This is a genomic window from Kushneria aurantia DSM 21353 (assembly GCF_000382245.1).
Classification (GTDB): Bacteria; Pseudomonadota; Gammaproteobacteria; order Pseudomonadales; family Halomonadaceae; genus Kushneria; species Kushneria aurantia.
On record NZ_KB907870.1, the window covers coordinates 17,123 to 39,465 of the forward strand.

Annotated in this window: 18 protein-coding genes; 5 read left to right on the forward strand and 13 right to left on the reverse strand. The window is 63.8% G+C overall.

Features of this window, described 5'->3' with window-relative positions:
• Positions 1–7: 7 nt before the first annotated feature.
• The 6 genes from dgoD to H146_RS0108115 form a co-directional block, all read right to left on the reverse strand.
• On the reverse strand, positions 8–1,156 hold the full coding sequence (gene dgoD, locus H146_RS0108090; RefSeq protein ID WP_019951374.1) for a galactonate dehydratase: 1,149 nt from the start codon (positions 1,154–1,156) through the stop codon (positions 8–10).
• Between the two features lie 103 nt (positions 1,157–1,259).
• Positions 1,260–2,561 carry a TRAP transporter large permease gene (locus H146_RS0108095; protein WP_019951375.1) on the reverse strand — a complete coding sequence of 434 codons (1,302 nt, stop codon included), beginning with the start codon at positions 2,559–2,561 and terminating at the stop codon, positions 1,260–1,262.
• Positions 2,558–3,187, reverse strand: a complete 630-nt coding sequence (locus H146_RS0108100; RefSeq protein WP_019951376.1) for a TRAP transporter small permease subunit — start codon at positions 3,185–3,187, stop codon at positions 2,558–2,560. Before H146_RS0108100 ends, H146_RS0108095 begins: the two co-directional genes overlap by 4 nt.
• A gap of 78 nt (positions 3,188–3,265) precedes the next feature.
• Positions 3,266–4,324: a TRAP transporter substrate-binding protein gene (locus H146_RS0108105; RefSeq protein ID WP_019951377.1), complete on the reverse strand. Its 1,059-nt coding sequence runs from the start codon at positions 4,322–4,324 to the stop codon at positions 3,266–3,268.
• 105 nt (positions 4,325–4,429) lie between these two features.
• Entirely contained in the window at positions 4,430–5,449 is a 1,020-nt protein-coding gene (locus tag H146_RS0108110) for a TRAP transporter substrate-binding protein (RefSeq protein ID WP_019951378.1), read from the reverse strand.
• Positions 5,446–6,225 (reverse strand): FadR/GntR family transcriptional regulator, encoded by a 780-nt coding sequence (locus H146_RS0108115; protein WP_019951379.1) that lies wholly within the window; start codon positions 6,223–6,225, stop codon positions 5,446–5,448. Before H146_RS0108115 ends, H146_RS0108110 begins: the two co-directional genes overlap by 4 nt.
• A 305-nt stretch (positions 6,226–6,530) precedes the next feature.
• Here H146_RS0108115 and H146_RS0108120 point away from each other — a divergent pair, with 305 nt between their 5' ends.
• The 4 genes from H146_RS0108120 (at position 6,531) to H146_RS0108135 (ending at position 13,432) form a co-directional block, all read left to right on the forward strand.
• Positions 6,531–8,411, forward strand: a complete 1,881-nt coding sequence (locus tag H146_RS0108120; RefSeq protein WP_019951380.1) for a sensor histidine kinase — start codon at positions 6,531–6,533, stop codon at positions 8,409–8,411.
• Positions 8,404–9,792, forward strand: a complete 1,389-nt coding sequence (locus H146_RS0108125) for a sigma-54-dependent transcriptional regulator (RefSeq protein ID WP_019951381.1) — start codon at positions 8,404–8,406, stop codon at positions 9,790–9,792. Before H146_RS0108120 ends, H146_RS0108125 begins: the two co-directional genes overlap by 8 nt.
• A gap of 438 nt (positions 9,793–10,230) precedes the next feature.
• Positions 10,231–11,196, forward strand: a complete 966-nt coding sequence (locus H146_RS0108130) for a TAXI family TRAP transporter solute-binding subunit (RefSeq protein WP_026351843.1) — start codon at positions 10,231–10,233, stop codon at positions 11,194–11,196.
• Positions 11,197–11,296: 100 nt separating this feature from the next.
• The gene (locus H146_RS0108135; protein ID WP_019951383.1) at positions 11,297–13,432 is read left to right on the forward strand and encodes a TRAP transporter permease; all 2,136 of its coding nucleotides are present in this window, start codon (positions 11,297–11,299) and stop codon (positions 13,430–13,432) included.
• A gap of 263 nt (positions 13,433–13,695) precedes the next feature.
• Here the strand turns inward: H146_RS0108135 and H146_RS0108140 are convergent, their stop codons facing one another.
• The 7 genes from H146_RS0108140 to crcB form a co-directional block, all read right to left on the reverse strand.
• Positions 13,696–14,901 (reverse strand): pyridoxal-phosphate-dependent aminotransferase family protein, encoded by a 1,206-nt coding sequence (locus tag H146_RS0108140; protein ID WP_019951384.1) that lies wholly within the window; start codon positions 14,899–14,901, stop codon positions 13,696–13,698.
• A gap of 111 nt (positions 14,902–15,012) precedes the next feature.
• A complete protein-coding gene (locus H146_RS0108145; protein WP_019951385.1) occupies positions 15,013–16,266 on the reverse strand; it encodes a hypothetical protein in 1,254 nt (417 codons plus the stop codon).
• A gap of 11 nt (positions 16,267–16,277) precedes the next feature.
• Positions 16,278–17,393, reverse strand: a complete 1,116-nt coding sequence (locus H146_RS0108150; RefSeq protein WP_019951386.1) for a 5-(carboxyamino)imidazole ribonucleotide synthase — start codon at positions 17,391–17,393, stop codon at positions 16,278–16,280.
• Positions 17,394–17,453: 60 nt separating this feature from the next.
• Positions 17,454–17,945 carry a 5-(carboxyamino)imidazole ribonucleotide mutase gene (purE, locus tag H146_RS18895; protein ID WP_019951387.1) on the reverse strand — a complete coding sequence of 164 codons (492 nt, stop codon included), beginning with the start codon at positions 17,943–17,945 and terminating at the stop codon, positions 17,454–17,456.
• A 100-nt stretch (positions 17,946–18,045) separates the two neighbouring features.
• The gene (locus H146_RS0108160) at positions 18,046–18,756 is read right to left on the reverse strand and encodes an extensin-like domain-containing protein (protein WP_019951388.1); all 711 of its coding nucleotides are present in this window, start codon (positions 18,754–18,756) and stop codon (positions 18,046–18,048) included.
• 297 nt (positions 18,757–19,053) lie between these two features.
• Positions 19,054–20,721 carry a BCCT family transporter gene (locus H146_RS0108165; RefSeq protein WP_019951389.1) on the reverse strand — a complete coding sequence of 556 codons (1,668 nt, stop codon included), beginning with the start codon at positions 20,719–20,721 and terminating at the stop codon, positions 19,054–19,056.
• A 138-nt stretch (positions 20,722–20,859) separates the two neighbouring features.
• Positions 20,860–21,246 carry a fluoride efflux transporter CrcB gene (crcB, locus tag H146_RS0108170; RefSeq protein WP_019951390.1) on the reverse strand — a complete coding sequence of 129 codons (387 nt, stop codon included), beginning with the start codon at positions 21,244–21,246 and terminating at the stop codon, positions 20,860–20,862.
• A gap of 153 nt (positions 21,247–21,399) precedes the next feature.
• On the opposite strand from crcB, the gene H146_RS0108175 reads away from it, so the two are divergent.
• Complete coding sequence (locus tag H146_RS0108175) at positions 21,400–22,242, forward strand: CvfB family protein (RefSeq protein ID WP_019951391.1); 843 nt, start codon at positions 21,400–21,402, stop codon at positions 22,240–22,242.
• Positions 22,243–22,343 lie beyond the last annotated feature (101 nt).

Here is a 22,343-nt window from a genome sequence, read left to right on the forward strand (position 1 = left end):
CGGTCTCCTACCATTCGGCGATGCTGCCATCCTCGTGGCGCCAGAGGGGATTACGCCAGCGGTGCCCGACCGCCGCGCGCTCGATCACGAAGGCCTCGTCGATCTCGACCCCCAGCCCGGGGCCCTCGGGAATCGCGCAAAACCCATCACGGATCGCCAGCACCGATTTGTCGACCAGATAATCCAGCACGTCGTTATCGCGGTTGTAGTGGATACCCATGCTCTGCTCCTGGATAAAGGCATTATGGCTGACCGCATCGACATGCAGCGACGCCGCCAGCGTCAGGGGCCCGAGCGGGCAGTGCGGCGCCAGTGCGACATCATGACAGGAGGCCAGCGAGGCGATCTTCAGCCCCTCGCTGATACCACCGCAGTGGGAAATGTCGGGCTGGACGATATCCACCATGCCGTCGGCCAGCAGGTCGCGAAACTGATAGCGGGTATGCAATCTTTCGCCGGTGGCCAGCGGATAGCCGAGCCCGCCGGCAATCTGCTTGAGACAGGGCAGATGTTCGGGCAACACCGGCTCCTCGACGAACATGGGGTGAAAGGGCTCCAGTTCGCGCAGCAGGGCGCGGGCCATGGGGCGATGAACACGGCCGTGAAAATCGATACCGATGTCTATCCCGGCGCCGACCGCTGCGCGCGCCTCGGCCACACGTGCCACCGCCTCGTCGATACGGGCGTGGGAGTCGACGATCGCCATCTCCGCCGTGCCGTTCATCTTGAAGGCGGTAAACCCCTGCGCCACCAGCGCCTGCGCCCCTGCGCCCACGTCGCCGGGGCGGTCGCCACCGGTCCAGGCGTACATTCGCATGCCATCGCGCACCCGGCCCCCCAGCAGCTGATGAACCGGCACCCCCAGCGCGCGCCCCTTGATATCCCACAGCGCCTGGTCGATGCCGGCGATCGCACTCATCAGAATGGGGCCGCCGCGATAGAAGCCGCCGCGATAGAGCGTGTTCCACAGGTGCTCGATGCGCTGCGGATCCTCGCCGATCAGATAGTCGGAAAGTTCGTGCACCGCCGCCTCGACGGTGGCGGCACGCCCCTCGATGACCGGCTCTCCCCAGCCGTGGACGCCTTCATCGGTTTCGATTTTCAGAAACAGCCAGCGCGGCGGCACCTGCCAGGTTTTCAGTGCTTTAATCTTCACAGGATCATCCCTCGGATCGCCGATGAACAGTGCAATGCAGGGCCATTGAAACCGAAACGGTCATCAGTTCCCGGCCCTGACGGCGTTGATGTCTCCACAACACTCACAGCATCCAGGTCGCCAGCGGCGGCCAGAACAGCAGGGCGAACAACACCAGCAGCTGTAGTGCGATAAACGGCAGCAGCGAGACGAAAATATCCTTGAGGCTGACCTCCGGCGGCGCGACGCCCTTGAGATAGAAGGCGGCGGGGCCGAACGGGGGCGACAGGAAAGAGACCTGCATGTTGACCGCGAACAGAATGCCGAACCAGATGGGGCTATAGCCCAACTGGGTGACGATGGGCACGAAGATCGGCAGGGTCAGCATCGCCACACCGATCCAGTCGAGGAACATGCCCAGGATCAGCAGAATGCCCATCATCACCAGAATGATCACGATAGGGGCGACATCCAGTCCCGTAATCATGCCCGAAATGAAGCGGTTACCGCCCATCAGGTTGTAGACACCGACCAGCGCGGCGGCGCCGATACCGATCCAGATGATCATGCCGCAGGTCATCAGCGTCTGGGCAAGGCTCTCATGCATCGTTTTGAACGAGAATTCGCCGCGCAGCACCACCGCCAGCAGTACGCCGAACACGCCCATTGCCGCCGCCTCGGTGACCGAGGCCACGCCGCCATAGATCGAGCCCAGAACCAGACCGGCGATCAGCGCCGGCACGATAATGGCGCGCAGCGCCTGCCCTTTGGTGGCGAAGGTTTCGCGGCGGTTCTCTTCAGTCAGCGGCGGGCCCATGGCGGGATTTTTCAGACAGCGCACCAACACATAGCCGATGTAGGAGAGCATCAGAATCACCGCCGGCGTAATAGCAGCGGTAAACAGGTCGGCGATCGACACACTGGCGATCAGGCCATAGATAATCAATACGATTGAAGGCGGCATCATGGTACCCAGAGAACCGCCGGCACACACCACACCAATGGAGAGATGCTTGTCGTAACCCAGCCGCAGCATCTGCGGCAGGGCGAGAATACCCAGCAGCACGATTTCACCGCCGATGATGCCGGACAGCGCGGCGAGAAAGAACGCCACCACCACGGTCTGCACCGCTACGCCACCGGGAAGTCGCCCGGCAAACACCCGCATGGCGTTGAAAAGATCCCTGGCGATACCCGAGCGATCCAACAGCGACGCCATGAGTACAAACATTGGCACCGCCACCAGCGAATACTCGGTGACAAAGCCATAGATACGGCTGGTAACCAATGGCATCGCCATCGGCCCGAACCAACCAAAGGTAAAGGCCAGCGCCACCAGACCGGTAATAAAGGCCAGCGGCAGTCCGGTTATCAGCAGGGCGAAGATCGCCCCGACCATCAATAGCGTGCCATCGGCGATCGTCATGATGTCGCCTCCTCGTCCACCTGCTCGGCTACTGCCGGCCGGCCGCGCAGCGACTGAACCAGGTGGATGAAGGACTGCACGCACATGACAACCAGTGCCACCATGATCACGCCCTTGATCAGCGCCGGAAATGGCGGATTCCAGGAGGTGCCGGAACGCTCCAGTTGCCACTCGCCAAACGGATTGTGAGAGGCGCTCCAGAACATCACAAAAGCGGCATAACTCATCGCCAGACAGAAGCCGAAGGTCACCAGATCATTGAAACGGTCCAGCCACAGGCGCAGCTTCGGACCGGCAGTGTCGTAGAGCACCCTGACACGGATATGTCGATTGCTGGCCAGCGCTGCGGGGCCACCGAGCGAAAAGCTGACCGCTACCAGCATTACCACGCTCTCGTGCACCCAGGAGGTGGGTGAGTTGAAGCCGTAGCGCATGATGACCTCGTAGACGCTGATCGCCATGGCGATAAAAATCAGCCAGGCGGCACCGCGCGCGCACCACACCACGCCACGGTCGAAGGTGCTGCGTACCGGATCGGGGGCGCGATCGGTATGCTCCTGGCTCGATCGTGCCAGCTCCTCTTCATGCGCCTCGATGGCATCGCGGCGATGGGAATCCTGTGACATGACGTCTTCTCCGCGTCAGGGTCTGATCGTTAAAGCCGGCGCGCGAGCATCACATCGCGCGCCGATTGACGGCAGGGCTCAGGAGGCATTACTGCTGTCGCCGCTTTCAGTCTCATCGGTGAGCAGGTTATGAGCGCGCAGATAGGCCACCACCGAGTCGTAGAACTCACGTGTAATGTCGTTGCGCTCGGCCCATTCAGCCCACTCCTGACGAGCGATGGCGCGGAACCGGGCGCGCTCCTCGGCGGGCAGGTCGATGATCTCGATATCAGGATTCTGGCGCGCCTCGCTCACCGCCTGCAGGTCACGGGTTTTCAGTTCGGCGACCATTTCATAGGCCAGCGCATCGACCGAGGTAGTGAGAATCGCCCTGAGGTCCGCCGGCAGTTCGTCCCATATCTGCTTGTTGAGAGAGACCGCTACCATCGGCAGCGAGTGGAACCCCGGATAGAGTGGATAAGACGCGAACTCGTGAAGCCCCTGAGCCTGATTGGTGGCAAACACGGTATAGTCAGCGGCGTCAATCACTCCCTTTTCGAGGCCGGTATAGACCTCCGACCCGGGCAGGTTGACCGGTGTGGCGCCGGCCTTTTCGAAGATGTTGTAGACCATACCCTCCGGCGCGCGCAGCTTGAGCCCCTGCATATCCTCGATCGAATGTACCGGCTTGCTCGACGGCAGCGACTCCAGGCCGGTGGCGGCAGCGCCGATAAGATGCACACCATAGGGCTCGACCAGCCGGTTATAGAGCGCTTCGCCGCCGGCGTTGTTCATGTAATCGAGAAAATCGTAAGGATCGCTCCAGGCGCCCACCAGATTGCCGATCATGCCGAAAGCCGGATTCTGACCGGTAAAATAGCTGGGGTCGGTCAGGTGCCCCTGCAGAATGCCGGAGCGCACCGCCTGCAGAGTCTGATTGGCCTGCACCACCGCGCCAACCGGTAGAATCTCGATGGCGATACGGCCATCCGACATCTGCTCGACGTTATCGGCCCAGGCCCTTTTCATCTCGAACTGAGGTTCACCCGATGTCTCCGAGGTCTGGAAGGTCCACTCGTACTCGGCGGCCTTTGCTGCCTGTAGATTGAAGGCCAGCGCGCCCAGCATGGCGGTCACACAGACTTTTTTGACAGTCATTGCAGTCATGATGCGTTACCTCTGTTCCCTTGCAATGGAAATCACGACGCTTGTCGAGACGCGGCAGCCGACCGATCGCTACCGGCCGGCATGCCGAAAGATGACTTAAAGCAGACCGCGGGAGCGCAGAAAGCCGGTGGCCGAGTCATAGATTTTCTGTGTCATGTCATTGCGACCGGCCCACGCTTTCCACTCCTGCTCGGCGGCCTGGCGGAATTTCCTGCGCTCCTCCGGCGGCAGATCGAAGGGGTGCACGTTGGGGTCCTGCTCGAGTTTCGCCAGCGTCTCCAGATCCTGCTCCTTGAGACGCGCAATCAGGTCATAGGCCATGCGATCGAAGGCCGTCTTGAGCGTGACCTGCAGATCTTCCGGCAGACCGTCCCAGATCTGCTTGTTGATCGACACCGCGATCATCGGCATCGAGTGGAAGCCGGGGTAGAGCGGATAGGGCGCGAACTGATGCAGCCCCTGAGCATCGTTATTGGAGAGCACAGTGGAGTCAGCGGCATCGATCACCCCTTTTTCGAGGCCGGTGTAAACTTCCGAACCGGGCAGGTTGACCGGCGTCGCGCCAATGCGCTCGAAGATGTTGTAGACCATCCCCTGGGGCGCACGAATCTTGAGCCCCTTGAAGTCCTCGATGGTTTTGATCTCCACCTTCGAGGGCACCGACTCCAGCGGGAAAGTGGCCGCTGCAATCAGATGCACGCCATAGGGCTCGACCAGCTCGTTGTAGAGCGGCTCACCACCGGCATATTTCATGTACTCGAGAAAGTCGTAGGGGTTCTGCCAGGCGCCGACCAGATTACCCAGCATGCCAAAGGCCGGGTTTTGACCGGAGAAGTAGCTGGGGTCGGTCATGTGACCCTGCAGGATGCCCGAGCTGACCGCCTGCAGGGTTTCGGTCGGCCCCACCACGGCGTTGATCGGCATCACTTCGATCGCAACACGCCCATCGGTCATGGTCTCGATGCGGTCTGCCCACTCCTGCTTGATCCTGAAACTGGGCTCGCCGGAAGTTTCGGACGCCTGGAATGTCCACTCGTACTCGGCGGCCTGAGCGTTGAGGGCGAGCGCGCCAAGCACGGCGATCACACCCGCTTTCAGCGGCAATGCAGTCTTCATGGTTGTTCTCCAGTGGCTTCGGTGACAAGGGTTGTGGGCCGGAGCATCTCCTCCTCGATGCCCAGGTCGATGGCGGTGCGCTCGAGCACCCTGACAGCCGCGCGAGTGGCGGCTTCCGGCTGGCGCAGACGAATCGCTTCCATGACGCAGTAGTGGCGCGCCATGCTGTCGTCGAGCGCCGCTACGTTGTGGCTGGACTGCTCGACGCTCAGCGCTATGGCGGACTTGAGCACATGACTGATCTGCGTCCAGATGAGGTTGTGTGAAGCGGCAAATATGGCTTCATGGAAATCAACGTCGTAATCGGTATAGCTGCGCCCCTGATAGTGACGGTCCGGGGCTTCCATGGCGCTTTTCATACCCAGCCAGGCGGATTCGAGAGCGAGTAGATCAAAAGCGTTGGCGTGCTGTGCGGCCAGCCCGGTCACAAAGGGCTCAACCGCCATACGAAAAGAGACCACTTCACGCTGAATACGCAGATTGGAGCGGGCATAGCGTGCCACCCAGGCACTTAAACGAGGATCAAGCAGATGCCAGCTGGTCAACTCACGAACCCTTGTTCCCTGCCCGGCAATACGGGTCAGCAAACCGACATCGACCAGCATCTGTAGCGCACTGCGTACCGTACCCCGGCTGACCCGGAGGGATTGGCTGAACTCGCGTTCGCCGGGAAGAGCATCATCAGGTTGGTAGCGCCCACTCAGGATCGACTTCGCCAGCTGTTCGGCGATATCGAAACGAGCGCTTTGTCCTGAAAAGCAAGAAACCTGATTCATGTCATCCTACCCGGTAAGACCTGACATCCTTTATGTCGGACATAAAACCAGACCGGCGTAGTGACTTCCTTTAGACATTGGTGCAAACGGGGTCAGCGGTAGCGTTTCGCGTCGCTCCAGGACGCCTCGCCCCCGACCATTCGACGACAGGACAACCATCGCCAGCCGCTATAACATGATGGCGTTGTTTTAAATCACGTCTTTGGGGGCGCCATGTTGTCGTTGTTTGCCGCGCCGGATTGCCATACGCCCGGTTCTCCATGCCGCCGGGAAATCTCCTTCACGATCACCACCCTGTCGCAGCGATGAACATCACAAGACGCCGCACCCGCCGTGTACTGATCGCACTCGTGATTGTGGCGGGGCTACTGCTGATGATGTGGCAGGGCGCACAGCTGGCCCGCGAACGGGCGCTGACCGATCTTCACCATACGGCCGGCAACGCGCTCGAGCTCTCCCGTGCCAACCTCACCGGCTACCTCACCCGACATGATTACCTGCCCCACCTGCTCGCCACCCGCGAGAGCGTGCGGCGCTTTCTCGCTCGCCCCGAGGCGCGGCGCGACGGCCCGGCGCTCAACCGGCTGCTGGATAGCGCCCGCGCCTACGCCGATGTGTCGGACGTCTATCTGCTCGACCGCAGCGGCACCACCATCGCCGCCAGTAACTGGCAGCGCGATGACACTTTCATGGGTCAGAACTACGCCTTTCGCGGCTACTATCGCCAGGCGATCAGCGGCCGCAGCGGACGCTTTCATGCCCTCGGCACGCAGTCGGGGGCGCGCGGCTACTATTTTTCGGCGCCGGTGTGGGCGACCGGCCAGGCACCGGATACCCCGCCCGACGGCGTGATGGTGGTCAAGGTGGGGCTCGACGAGATCGAGCGCGAGTGGCGCAACCTCGACGCCACCCTGCTGGTCAGCGATATCAACGGCATCGTCTTCATGGCCAGTGACCCGGCGCTGCGCCTGAGCGCGCTGCAGCCGCTCTCCGAAAGCGCCCGCCGCGGCCTGCTGGCGACCCGCCGCTACACCGACGAACCGCTGCCGGCGTCGGGGCTCGAAATACTCCAATCCCTGCCCGGCGGCGCCCGACTGGTCCGCCTTGGCGGCCGCGACTACCTGAATCTGTCGCGGCCGCTGGCGCGCTTCAACTGGAGTCTGCATATCCTCGAACCGCTGACGCCGGTGGTGCAGGCGCAGTGGCTGGGGGCGCTGGGAGCCGGCGGCGGCTGGATGCTGATCGCGCTGGGTGGCGCCATCGGCTGGCAGCGCCGTCGGCTGCGTCGCGAGCGCGAGCGCTTCGCCGAACGTGAGCGTCACACCCTGGCGCACGCCCGCGACGAGCTGGAGCGCCACGTGACCGAGCGTACCGCGGAGCTGGTCGACTCCAATCGGCAGCTGTCCCAGGAGATCGATGAACGCCGGCGCGCCGAGGAGAGTCTGCGCCAGACCCGCGATGAACTGGTGCAGGCGGCGCGGCTGGCAGTGCTGGGGCAACTGGCAGCGAGCATCAACCACGAACTCAACCAGCCGCTCGGCGCCATTCGCGCCTACGCCGACAACGCCCGCGTGCTGCTGCAACGTGACCGCCGCGACGACGCCGCTGCCAACCTGGCGCAGATTGCCGAGCTGGTCGAGCGCATGGCCGCCATCAGCGCTCAGTTGCGCCAGTTCTCGCGCAAGGGCGGTGAAACGCTGAGCGATGTGTCGGTACAGGCCTGCTTCGACTACGCCCTGCGCCTGTTTCGCGCTCGTCTCGAGCAGGCTGATATAACCGTCGTCTCACACATGGATGAGTCAACCTGCTGGGTGCGTGCTGATTCGGTACGCCTGGAACAGGTGCTGGTCAATCTGATTGGTAACGCCCTGCAGGCGATGAATGACAGCGCTGAGCGGCAACTGATGGTCGCCGCCGAGCAGGGCGACGAATGGGTTATCCTGAGCGTGGCCGACAGCGGCCCGGGGCTCAGCGAGGAAGCACTGGAACACCTCTTCGAACCCTTCTATACCACCCGTGCCGCCGGCAAGGGGCTGGGACTGGGGCTGTCGATCTCACAGCGCATCGTCAGCGATCTCGGCGGCCGCCTCGAAGCTCGCAACCGAGCGCAGGGCGGCGCGCTGTTTGTCATCCACCTGCCCGCTGCCGCCTGCTCGCAACCACCGGAGACCCCCGCTGATGTCTGACCGCCCGGCCACCCCGGTGATCATCGTCGACGATGAGCCCCACATGCGCTTCACCACCGGCCAGACGCTGGAGCTGGCCGGCTATCAGCCTCGGCCCATGGTCAGCGCCGAACAGGCACTGGAGGCGCTGGCGCGCGACTTTCCCGGCGTACTGATCAGCGATATCCGCATGCCGGGCATGGACGGCATGGCGCTGCTGCGCGAGGTGCACGCCCGCGACCCGGAGCTGCCGGTGATCCTGATCACCGGCCATGGCGATGTCTCCACCGCGGTAACGGCGATGCGCGACGGCGCCTGGGATTTCGTCGAGAAACCCTTCGCCGGCGACGCCCTGGTCGAGGTGGTGCGCCGCGCCGCCGAGACCCGCCGGCTGGCGCTGGAGAACCGCCACCTGCGCGCCGAGCTGGAAGCGCAGCAGTCGGCGCCCGGGCCGCGGCTGGTAGGGCGCACCGCGGCAATCGCACAGCTGGCCACCATGGTGTCGCGCATCAGCCAGGTCGAAGCCGACGTGCTGCTGTTCGGCGAAACCGGCGTCGGCAAGGATCTGGTAGCGCGCGCCATCCACGAGCGCAGCCGGCGCAGCGGCGCGCCCTTCGTGGCGATCAACTGCGGTGCGGTGCCGGAGAGCATTATCGAATCGGAGCTGTTCGGCCACGAAAAGGGCGCCTTCACCGGCGCGGTGGAGAAGCGCATCGGCAAGTTCGAGCACGCCCAGGGCGGCACCGTCTTTCTCGACGAAATCGAGTCGATGCCGCTGACTCTGCAGGTGCGGCTGCTACGGGTACTGCAGGAGCGTGCCATCGAGCGGCTCGGCTCCAACAGCGCCATCGAACTGGATATCCGCGTGATCGCCGCCACCAAGGTCGATCTGAAGGCCGCCGCCGAGGCGGGCCGCTTTCGCGAGGACCTCTACTACCGGCTCAACGTGGTGACCCTGCCGATTCCGCCGCTGCGCGAGCGGCGCGAGGATATCCCGCTGCTGTTTCAGCACTTCGCGGTAGTGGCGGCGACCCGCAGCGGCCTCGAGGCCCCGCCGCTGGACGGCGCCGGCGTATCGGTGCTGCTGGCCCACGACTGGCCGGGTAACGTGCGCGAGCTGCGCAACCTCGCCGAGCGCTATGTGCTGCTCGGCAGCGCCCACGACTATCGTCTCGACGCCCTGCTGGGCGGCAGCGCGGAGGGCAGCGGCGAACTGCCGCTGGCCCAGCAGGTGGAGATGTTCGAAAAGAGCCTCATCGACCAGGCACTGACCCGCTGCCGCGGACGCATCAACGAGGCCTGTGAGCATCTCGGCGTGCCGCGCAAGACCCTCTACGACAAGCTGAAAAAGTACGGCCTGCGTGCCGAGGCGTATCGGCGCGAGGGAGAGCGCGACGACTGAACATCAAGATGGCTACCGCCATACAGCGCCGCGCTGTCTCTCCCACCGCCCGGCGCCCCGGCATGCAGCCCTTCCCGGCTTCGCCGGCATCCGCCAGCCTTATACTTTCGCCCTGGCCCGCGCCCATTCGGCGGCGTTGGCAGCGGTTTTTGCCTTCCGGCATCACCGCTGTGCGGATTTCCGCACACCCCTATCGCTCCAGAATGCGGGAATCCGCCCGCTGATTTGACTATAGTCTCGCGACCAAGGTCGCATTAAAAAATTACAAGATATTGATTTTAAATAAAAATAATCGCCATGGCGCAAAGCTTGCCACTACAGGGGTGTCAGGCGCACCAATGTCACCGACCGGTGCCGCTACCAGAGACACACCACAACGGAGCACCCGCCATGCCCCTTCTTTCGCGCAACACCCTTGCTCTCGCCGTCGCCGCGTCCATGACCACCACTGCCGGTCTGGCCACCATCGGCGCCGCTCAGGCCGGCGACAGCGTGGATCGCAGCGACTGGCCGAGCAGTATCACCGTCGCCACCGCCAGCCAGGGCGGCACCTATTATGTCTATGGTTCCGGCTGGGCCAACCTGATTGCCGAAGAGCTGGGCATTTCCGGCGGTGGCGAGATCACCGGCGGCCCGACCCAGAACATGGCGCTGGTACACAGCGGTGACGTGGCGCTGGGGCTGACCACCATGGGCCCCGCCGCCCAGGCGCTCAACGGCGAGAGCCCGCTGGCGCCGGGCATGGCGATGGATAACGCCTGTGCGCTGTTCCCCATGTATGAAACCCCCTTCTCGATCGCCACACTCTCCAGCAGCGGCATCAGCAGCATCGACGAAATTCCCGACGGCGCGCGCATCGGCTTCGGTCCGGCCGCTTCCACCTCCGACACCTACTTCCCGGAGATCCTCTCCGAACTGAATGTCGACTACGAGCGTCGCAACGGCGGCTGGTCGGATCTCGGCAGCCAGCTGCAGGACGGCCTGATCGATGTGGTCGCCTTTGCTGCCGGCATCCCCATTCCGGCGGTCAGTCAGCTGGAGGTACAGACCGGGGTCAACTTCATCGAGTTCACCGAGGATCAGCAGCGCCAGGTGGTCGAGTCCTTCCCGGTCGCGCCGTTCGAGATTCCGGCCAGCACCTACAGCACGCTCGATCACGACCTGCGGGCGGTGTCGATGTGGAACTTCACCATCGCCAACTGCGATCTGCCGGAAGAGTTCGTCTACCAGATCGTCAAGGTGAGCATGGAGAACAACGACCGCATGCGCGATATCCACCGCAGCGCCGCCAACAGCGTGCCGGAGAACCTTGAGTACAACACCGTGCTGCCCTATCACCCGGGTGCCGTGCGCTGGTATGAGGAGAACGGCTATGAGATCGATCCGTCGCTGATCCGTCAGTAACACGCGTCGCCGCCCCGGTGCGGGGCGGCGCCGTTTTTCGACTCATTCGAGGTAACACACCATGTCCAACCCACATAAAGATCAGAAGCCGGAAGATGACATGATCATCGCCGATGGGGTCGACAACGACGTCGTCGAGCCGGGTCGCCGTGTCTTCTCCGGCTGGCAGTGGTGGCTGTTCGCCGCCATGGCCGTGGCCTATACCAGCTTTCATCTGATCTCGCTCAACGTCTATCCGATCGAGACCTGGACGTTTCGTATCCTGCACGTCTGCGGCGCGCTGATTCTCGGCTTTGGCCTCTATACCGGGGCGCGCTTTGCCGATGACGGCGATAAAACCTCACCGCGCTGGCTCGATGGCCTCGCCGCCGTGCTGCTGCTGCCCGCTCTCTACGCACTGGTGCAGGTCGTGCTGATGCGCCAGAGCATGGCCGGCGGCGCCATGCGCATCGACCCGGCGGTCGAGACCTGGCACTTCGGTGCGCCGCTGATCGCCGCCACGGCGGGCGCTATCGTGCTCTCCTGGCTGATCCGTCGTCCGCGTGGCAGCCTGCCGATCACCGAACTGGTGCTGATGGTGTGCGCCGCCGCCGCCTCCAGCTATCTGCTGCTGATGTTCAACTCGCCGCTGCGCGCCTCGACCGGCACCGCCTTCGCCCCCATCGGCATCAGCTGGGCGGCGATCGCCGGCTCACTGCTGATTCTGGAGCTGACCCGTCGCGTGGCCGGCATGGCGCTGGTGGCCATCGCCGCCATTTTTATCGCCTATGTGTTCGCCGGCCCTGCCCTGCCGGGCTTTCTGAGCTATCCGGGGCTGTCGCTCAACCGCTTCTTCAGCCAGGTCTACACCGACGCCGGCGTACTGGGGCCCACCACCGCGGTCTCCTCGACCTACATCATTTTGTTCATTATCTTCGCCGCCTTCCTGCAGGCCTCGAAGGTAGGCGACTACTTCGTCAATTTCGCCTTCGCTGCCGCCGGTCGCGCGCGTGGCGGCCCGGCCAAGGTATCGATCTTCGCCTCCGGCCTGATGGGCATGATCAACGGCACCAGCGCCGGTAACGTGGTCTCTACCGGTTCGCTGACCATTCCGCTGATGAAAAAGGTCGGCTATCCCGGCCGCAGCGCCGGCGCCATCGAGGCCGCCGCCTCCACCGGCGGGCAGATCATGCCGCCGATCATGGGCGCGGGCGCCTTCATCATGGCCGAGATCACCGGTATCCCCTACACCGAAATCGCCATCGCGGCGGTGATTCCCGCCATTCTCTACTTCGCCTCGGTCTACTTCATGGTCGACTTCGAGGCCGCGCGCAAGGGCATGCGCGGCATGACCCGCGACGAGATCCCGAAGTTCTCCAAACTGGCACGCCACGCCTATCTGTTCGCGCCCATCATCATCCTGGTGGCAGCGCTGTTCATGGGCTATTCGGTGATCCGCGCCGGCACCCTGGCGACCGCTTCGGCGGCCATCGTCAGCTGGATTTCGCCCAACAGGATGGGGCCGGCGGCGATCCTGCGCGCTCTGCAGCTGGGCGGTACGATGTCGATCCAGATCATCGCGGTGTGTGCCTGCGCCGGTCTGATCGTCGGCGTGATCGGGCTCACCGGGGTGGGCGCGCGCTTCTCCTCACTGCTGCTGGGACTGGCCGGCGTCAGCCAGCTGCTGGCGCTGTTCTTCGCCATGCTGATCAGCATTCTGCTGGGCATGGGCATGCCTACCACCGCCGCCTATGCGGTCGCCGCCTCGGTGGTGGCACCGGGTCTGATCGGTATCGGTATTCAGCCGCTGGTGGCCCACTTTTTCGTGTTCTACTTCGCGGTGGTCTCGGCGATCACGCCGCCGGTGGCGCTGGCCTCCTACGCCGCGGCGGGTATCTCGGGGGACAACGCCATGGGCACCTCGGTGGCCTCGTTCAAGATCGGCCTGGCAGCCTTCATCGTGCCTTTCATGTTCTTCTACAGCCCGGCGATGCTGATGGAGGGGAGTTGGCTGCAGATCGCTCGCGTCGGCGTCACCGCCACCATGGGCATCGTGCTGCTGTCGGCCACCGTGCAGGCGTGGTTCTTCGGCCCGGTAAAGGTGTGGCAGCGGGTGGCGATGTTCTTCGGTGCGCTGTGCATGATCTACGGCGGCATCTATACCGATCTGGCCGGCATCGCCATCGCCGCGGCACTGATCGTCATGCAGCGGCGCGGGCAGAACAGCGACAATACGCCGACAATGGCAACAACCTGACCCGGGGCAAACCACAGGGGCCCCGCACCAGCGGGGGACCGGATTGATAACAAACTCCGCAAAAGCATTGTGGAAACCTGGCGGAGAGGATCGGAACAGCCTGAAACGAGGGTTATTCGCCAGGGATGGCGAATTTAGCGTCCATGGAAGGATTTATAGCGCCCTCGTGGAAGGCCTTTCCGATCCGACAGCAACGCCGGAATACGCTGTCAACAGTTCTGGGGTCCCGCGCCAGCGGGGCCCTTCTCATTGGCACCACGGCGCTACGCAAACGACGGCTTATGGCTGGAGAGAGCGAGCTCCAGCGCCGCCACGCCGGTCGGCACATCCACCTTCAAGCCCAGTTCGCGCACGCTGGTACCCAACGCGTGCAGGGTACGAAACAGGTGATGCGAGCGGCACTGCTCGCCCATCTGACCAATACGCACGATATTGGCCCCGAAGGCCCCGGAGATTTCCACACCGTGATGCTGCGAGATGTGTTGCATCAGGTCCGTCTGTGCCAGCCCCTCGGGCAAATGAATCCCCACTACCGAATTCAGTCGCGACGGCCCGTCAATGTAGAGCTTCAATCCCAGCCCTTCGATACCGGCCTGCAGCGCTCTGGAACAGCGCAGATGTCGATCAAAGCGCCGGGGCAGGGTTTCCTGACACACCAGCCTCAGCGCCTCATGCAGTGCCAGAATGCCTGACACCGGGGCGGTATAGTGATACGACTTGTTGTACCAGAACTGGTGTGCGAGCCTGGCATCCAGACACCAGTGCGTCAGGGAACGTTCGCGCCCCTCGATCACCTGCCAGGCCCGATCGGAAAAGGCGATCAGTGACACCCCGGGAATCGAGCTGAGCCCCTTCTGACCGCCGGTAATCACGACATCCACGCCCCAGTCATCCATCTCCAGCGGCATGGTGCTCAATGTACAGACCGCGTCACAGACCACCAGACAATCAGCCTCGGCGGCGGCCCGGCAGATCGCCGGCAGCGCATGATTGAACACGGTACTGGAGGTTTCTCCCTGTACGATGGTCAGCACGCGCGGACGGTGTGCGCGAATCGCTTCGGCAACGGCGGTCTCATCGGCAGCGCTGGCCACGCCCGCATCCATCTCCACGACGTCGCCACCGGCCCGACGGGCCATCTCTCCCAGTCGACTGCTGAAAAACCCGTTGTTGACCGTCAGCACCCGGGTACCGGGATCCACCAGGTTGATGACGGCCATTTCCATGGCCGCCGAACCGGGCCCTGCCACGCCCAGAATGTGGCGCGACTCGGTCTGAAAGACATAACGCGACATCGCCTTCATCTGTTCGATGATGCGCGCCATGGTGTCGCCCAGATGGTTGATAACAATGCCGTTGGCCGCCGCCACCCGGGCCGGAATGGGTACAGGGCCCGCGCCCATCATGAGCAGCGGCTCATCGGGCAGGATCGCCTCCAGCGGTTCAATCTCGGGCACCTGGTGCAGCATCGTCATCTCTCCGGCAGGGTTTCACGGCCTGCCAGTATGTTCACGAAGCGCGGCGCTTCTCAAGCGACAGTTCAGGAACGCGGCTGTATGGTCGCGCGCGATCCTTTTGTTTCATCCGGTCAGCGCATAGAGCCCCAGCACCGCGCCACAGGTCAGCCAGCCCAGCAGCGCATAGGGTAGATTCCAGCGCAGCAGATCGCGCGAGCGCACCGCATAGCGCTGACTGATCGCCAGATTGCTGCCGGACAGCGGGCTGCTGCCGGTGCCCAGCGCCCAGCTCATCAGAAACATCAGCGCCAGCAGGGTGGCATCCGGCTGCAGCGGCGCGATCAACGGCGCCAGGGTGGCAATGCCGATCAGCGGATGCACCCCGATAAAGGAGAGTAATACCAGCACGCCCAGCGTCAGCCAGGCGCTCAACGCCCCGAAGCCGACCAGCGGCAGCGCGCCGGTGGACAGTGTGGCGGTGAGCGCGGTCAGGCCGGTGGAGAGCACGCCGGCGGCGAGAAACAGTGCGAACTGCGGCGTCAGCCCCGGCAAACCGTCGCGCAGTTGGCGCCGCGCGCGTTCGCGGCGCTGGCCGTTCGGCACCAGCAGCAGCGCGAACAGCGGCGATACCAGAGCGATGATGGTAACGATCGACAGCCCCGGCCAGAGGGCGTGAATAACGATCACCGCTACCGCCAATAGGCCCGGCAGCAGCAGCGCGCCGCGCTCGATGGGGTAGCCGTGAAAGGGCGTATGGGGCCTGCGAATCACGTCGACATAGTTGAGCAGCAATAGGCACAGCGCGGTGAGCACGCCCCAGGGCAGCAGCGTCAGGTAGTCAAGCCCGGGCACATAGGTGAGCGCCACCCCCATGGCGACAAAAAAGGGCGACCAGGTGGCGGCCGCGGTGAAGCCGCGACCCAGAATCAGCGTCTGGGCGCGCTCGAGGCGACCGTCGCGCTGCATCCGCTCGCCGAACACGAACACCACCGAGAGGTTGATGGCGGCGCCGAACAGATGCGCTCCCAGCAGCGTGCCGATCAGGCTGCCATCGCGCGCGTCGTCGCGACCGGCCACCGGTGCCGCCATGGAGAGGAAGCTGACCCCGGCGAACATGATCAAAAGCGGCTGGTTGACCACCAGGGCGTCGTGCAGGGCGCTGTCGGTGCCGCGCAGCAGCGCCAGCGCCCACAGCAGCGCACCCACGGCGAACAGGGTGCCCGCCTGGCGGCGCGAGGCGCGCGGCAGGCGGCCGAAAAGCCCCAGCGTGGCCAGCCAGCCGAGCAGCGCCGAAGGCCACAGCGGCGCGCCCAGCAGCAGGGCAGCGACGCCGAGCAGCAGCATGGCAAACAGCAGCAGGCCGGGCAGTCGTGTCATGAGGCGCTCGGCTAGGGCCGGTGGCTCATCCGCACCTCGAACGCTCCCGGCAACAGCGCGGTCACCGCGCGCACCCGCGCCATCAGGGTAGCGTTGTCGTCAGCGACCACGTTGAGATGGGCCAGCTTGCGGCCGGCGCGGGGCGCCTTGGCGTAGCGGTGCAGATGCACGCCGGGCAGCGCCAGCAGCGCCGCCGGATCGCCCTCCTCGCCGATCACGTTGACCATGCAGGAGAGGCCGCGAGCGGCGGTATCGCCCAGCGGCAGACCGCAGACGGCGCGGATATGGTTCTCGAACTGGCTGGTGGCAGCGCCGTTCTGGGTCCAGTGGCCGGAGTTGTGGACCCGCGGCGCCATCTCGTTGGCCCAGAGTTCGCCATCGCGGGTCTGAAACAGCTCCAGCGCCAGCACGCCGACATAGTCAAGCTCTGCCAGCAGTGTTTCGATATAGCCGTTGGCGCGCGCCTGCAGGGCATCATCGATATCCGCCAGCGGCGCCATCGAGTAGCGCAGAATGCCCGCTTCGTGCTGATTTTCGGCCATCGGCCAGCAGCGCACCTCACCGTCGCGGCCGCGCACGGCGATGATCGACAGTTCGCGCACGAAGTCGACGAACGCCTCGACGATCAGCATCGAATGACCGATCTGCGCCCAGGCCTCGAAGGCCTGGTCGGGATCCTTCAGTACCGCCTGCCCCTTGCCGTCGTAGCCCTCGGTCACCGACTTGGCGACCACCGGGCAGCCCAGCTCACGCGCCGCCTCGGCCAGCGCCTCGGCGCTCTCCACCAGCCGCCAGGCGGGGGTGGGAATGTCGAGTTTCGAGAACAGCGCCTTCTCCCTGCCGCGATGCTGGCATACCGCAATGGCGCGGCTCGACGGGTAGACCGGACGCTGCTTTTCGATGCGCGCCAGCAGCGCCACCGGCAGGTGTTCGAACTCATAGGTGACGACATCGACGGCATCGATAAAGCGCTCGATGGTGGCATCGTCATCGCCGGTGAGGATGTCGCCGATACCCGCGCTGGGCGCACCACCCGGGTCCAGCAGTGTGAAGTGCCCGCCCAGCGGCAGTCCCGCCAGCGCCATCATGCGGCCCAGCTGACCCGCACCGAGGATACCGATACGCATCGCCGGGCTCCGCTCTGTCTCACTGCTCATCGAATGGCTCTCCAGGGCTCGGGGGAAGGTTTACTGCGCCCGCGGGTCGGGGGTGTCGAGCACCTTCTGCGTCTGCTCGGCGCGGAAGGTTTCCACCGCCCTGCGCACGTCAGCGTCGTGGGTGGCGATAATCTGTGCCGCCAGCAGCCCGGCGTTGGTCGCCCCCGCTTTGCCGATCGCCAGCGTGCCGACTGCCACACCGCCGGGCATCTGGGCGATGGAGAGCAGCGAGTCGATCCCCTTGAGCGATTTCGACTCGACCGGCACGCCCAGCACCGGCAGCGGTGTTTTGGAGGCCACCATACCGGGCAGATGAGCGGCGCCGCCGGCACCGGCGATGATCACCTCGATACCCCGCGGCGCCGCTTCGCCGGCATAGTCGAACAGCAGGTCTGGCGTGCGATGCGCCGACACGATGCGGGTTTCACACTCGACGCCAAGGCGCTCGAGCATGGTGACGGCATGCTCCATGATTGGCCAGTCCGACGTCGAGCCCATGATCACTGCCACGCGCGGCTGCATGCTCGCTCCCCCTGTGTAGTCGAAAGGCAGCGAGCGTCCCCGCTGCGTCAAACGGAAAACGCAGCAGGATACCCCCTTGACTGCGGCGGTGAAAGTCCGCTCAGCGACAGATGCCGTAACCGCGCATGCCCAGGTGAAAATGATCGCGGTGGGCGGCGTTGTACTCCGGCCCCAGGGCATTGCCGAAAGTATCGCAGCTCTCGCTTAGCGCACGGTGCAGAAACTCGCCGCGTGGCCCGCCATCCTCCCAGTCGGCAATTACCCGTGCGCGGCTACCGTCGGCAAAACGAAAGCCGGTGACATCCAGCGCCTCGGCGGTGGCGTGTTCGCTGCGCCGGCCACTCTCACGTCCATAGACGTTGCGGCAGGCGAAACTGCCGACGTGATCGACACGACTCACCGGCGCATCGAAAATCTCGCGCGCGGCGGGCTGTAGCCGGTGGCGCTCGTAGAGCGTCCAGGCCAGCGCCATCGGGCAGGTCGCAAGAAAGCTGGAGCTGAACGCGACCGAGGTCGAGCGCACCCGCACCACGTTTTCCAGTTGGCACTGGCCAATCTCGGGGCTTCCCACCGTGGCGTAGTCGATCGCTCCGGCATCGCGGGCACGCGCCAGCGCCGCCGCGCAGCGTTCAGGGTCGCTACCCAGCGCCTTCAACTTCATGGTGGTCAGGGCATTGAGTGGATCATCGACGTTGACCGGCGCAAAGGGATTGTACTGCGCCGGCACACGCTCTGCGCCGGGCCACTGCTGCCATAGCCAGAGCGCCGCCAGAGCGGGAGACAGCAATATCACAAGCAGCAGGTAGCGCATCAAGGCCTCGTCGTTCTCGGTGGCGATTTGCCCTTGTCAGATTAGACGCAGGCGCGCATTGACACATGGCGACCAGATGGGACCGGGCAGTAATATCGAGCGTAAAAAAATCCCGCATGAAAAAGGACATGCGGGATGAGGTGGGGGTGTTGCAGTGCATCAAGGATGCAGGAAACGAAGCAGATCCGAGTCTGGCGTCTCGAATCGAATTCATTATTGCGCAAGACTCGTTATCACGCTAATTAGCAATGCGGATGATCGCCATAAGTCACCTCAATCAAATCATCCGCCTGCACTCTACTCCTCGATATGGCCGGTACCCCGGTCACGGTTGATACGGCGATATTTGACGTCCGGCGTGCGGCGAATGCGCTCCTCGTGGGCGTGGCGCATCTCATCGGCCTCGAAGGCGTCGGCGCCGATCGGCGTATCGTTGTGCTGGCGATAGAGGTTGCGCAGCATCTGCTTGCGATCGGCGCGAAGCTCCTTGATCAGCACATAGATCATACCGTAGACGATCAGCGTGAAAGGCAGCGCCGACACCACCGCCGCCGACTGTAGACCGCTGAGACCACTTTCACCGCCGGCGGTAATCAGAATCAAACAGATGGCAGCGATCAGCACCCCCCAGGTCACGCGCTTGTAAAGCGGCGGGTTGAGCGAGCCCTTGTCGGTCATCTGGCCCACGATATAGGCCGCCGAGTCCGCCGAGGTGACCAGAAAGATAAAGATCAGAATCATCGCCACGATCGACAGTGCGAAGCTGAATGGCATCTGGTCGAACATCACGAACAGCGCCGAGGTGATGTTGTTGCTGGTCGCCTGGGCCAGGTCGGTGCCCTGGAAGATATCCATGTGCAGCGCCGCGCCGCCAAACACGCCGATCCAGGCGCAGGCCAGAATGGGCGGTACAATCAGCACGCCGAAAACGTACTGTTTGATGGTGCGCCCGCGGGAGATACGCGCCACGAAAGTGCCCACAAAAGGCGACCAGGCAATCACCCAGGCCCAGTAGAACACTGTCCAGCTGCTGGCCCAGTCGGTATCGCTGTAGGGGCTCAGACGCAGACTCATGGCAAGGAAGTTCTGCAGATAGTCACCCAGGCCCAGCGTAATGGTCTCCAGAATCGCGACTGTGGGGCCGGTGATGAGGATATAGGCCATCATCGCCAGGCACAGCGCCATGTTGATGTTGGACAGACGCTTGATGCCCTTGTCGAGCCCGGACATGGTGGAAAGCATATAGCAGACGAACATCGCAAACAGAATGATCGCCTGCCACTTAAGCCCTTCGGTGACGTTGAATACGGCGTGCAGGCCGCCGTTGATCTGCAGTACCGCCAGCCCGATCGAGGTAGCCACCCCCATCACGGTCGCCACCACCGCAAAGGTATCCAGCGTACCGCCGGCCAGCACCCTGCCCTTGCCGAGTTTGGCGGTCAGCGGTGACATGACAGTAGAGACCAGACCGGTCTGGCCCTTGCGAAACTGGGTCCAGGCGATGATCAGTCCCACCACCGAGAAGGTCGCCCACTGGTGCACACCCCAGTTGAAGAAGGCGTACTGAATAGCCAGTCGTGCCGCCTGAGGCGTTTCACCCTCGACGTCCCCGAAAGGCGGATTGGCGAAGTGGGTCATCGGCTCGGCCATGCCGTAGAACACCAGGCCCACGCCAAAGCCGCCGGCCAGCAGCATGCTGACCCAGGAGAAAAAGTCATAGGTCGGCCGGCTCTCCTGGGGGCCGAGACGTATCTTGCCGTATTTACTGAACGCCAGCCCCAGCAGAAAGATAACGAAGCCGAATACCGAAAAAAGATAGAACCAGCCGAAGAGATGCGTCACGCCATTGAGCGCGGCGCTGGCGCCGGCGCTGAAGGACTGCGGGAAGATGGCACCCACCGCTACCAGAATGGTAATGACGATGGTGGAGGCAACAAAAACGCGCTGCCTGGGAGCGATGTGCATAGTGGCGCGACCCTTCTGTCATTGTGTGGGATCATCACAGTCTAGTGCAGATAACCGGTGTCAACGCCAGCCTGTTCTTTTTTATACGTTCTTCCCGCGCTCACAGTGGATGAGGTCCCCCTCATCGAGGCAAGGTTGTCAAAACCGGCTGCGTATCAGCATCACGGTCGCCATGCCCAGCGCAGTGAATGCCAGCGAACCCAGCAGATGGGCCGCAATGCCGGCCAGCGCCGCCAGCCAGCGCCCCGCTTCCAGCTGACCCACGATTTCAAGCGAGAAGGTCGAAAAGGTAGTCAACGCGCCCAGAAAGCCGGTGATCACGAACAGCTTCCAGTAGGGTGACAGCGCCGGCAGAAAACCGAACAGCGCAAAGGCGATGCCGATCAGCCAGGCGCCCAGCAGGTTGGCCACCAGGGTCCCCGGTGGCAGCAGCGGAAAAAGCGCGTTGAGCGCCAGCGACAGCCCCCAGCGCAGGTTGGCGCCCAGCGCCGCGCCGAGACCGACTGCCAACAGTGAAAGCCACATCCTGTATCTCCCGGCAAGGATTGCGCTCGCCACCCATTGGGCGTCGCAAAAGCGATAATGGTGGCAGGGGCGCCTGCTGTCGGCAAATTGCCGCCCTGCCCCGCCCGCAAAGTTTGCGCTACCATGGCCGCATTTCGCGCAGGAGATACTGCCATGGCGGCCATGGGTCGTTTCAACAGACTCGAGATCAAAAGACGCGCCGACTTCGGGCTCTACCTTGACGGTGGCACTCTGGGCGATATCCTGCTGCCCTCACGCTATGTGCCACGCGACGCCGACACCGCCCCGGGCGATCATCTCGAGGTGTTCGTCTACCTCGACAGCGAAGACCGCCCCATCGCCACCACCCGGAAACCGCGGGTACAGGTCGGCGAATTCGCTCGCCTGAAGGTGGTGGCGCGCACTCCGGTGGGCGTTTTTCTCGACTGGGGACTGCCCAAGGACCTGCTGCTGCCCCACTCCGAGGAGCGCGCGCAGCGGCCGCTGCAGGCGGGCGATAGCTGCCTGGTGCATGTCTATCTCGACAGCCGCACCCACCGCATCACCGCCTCCATGCGTCTTGACCGCCATCTGAGCCGTGAAGCCCCCGCCTATCGTGCCGGGGAAGCCGTTTCATTGTTGATCACCGGCCCGACCGATCTGGGCTTCAATGCCATTATCAACCATCGCCATCGCGGCCTGTTGCACCGCAGCGAAGTAAGCCGCGCGCCGGCCACCGGCGCCCGTATCAAGGGTTATGTACGCCGCGTGCGGCCGGATGGCGGTATCGATCTGAGCCTCACCCCGACCCACGAGCAGATCGCCGAATCGCTGGAGGAGCAGATCATGGCGGCGCTGCGCGACAACGACGGCGAGCTGGCGCTGAGCGACAGGAGCGATCCGGCACTGATCCGGGAGACCTTCGGGGTCAGCAAGGGCAGTTTCAAAAAAGCGCTCGGCGGGCTCTACAAGCGCGGGGCGATCGTCATCGAAGCCGAGCGGATACGGCTGGCGTAGCCTGTTCGGTCGCAGGCGATACACGGCCAGCCGTCACACACGATTTTTGCCTTGTCGCCTCGGATCGCTATAGTAATGTCGGCTGCTCGCTGACGGCCCCT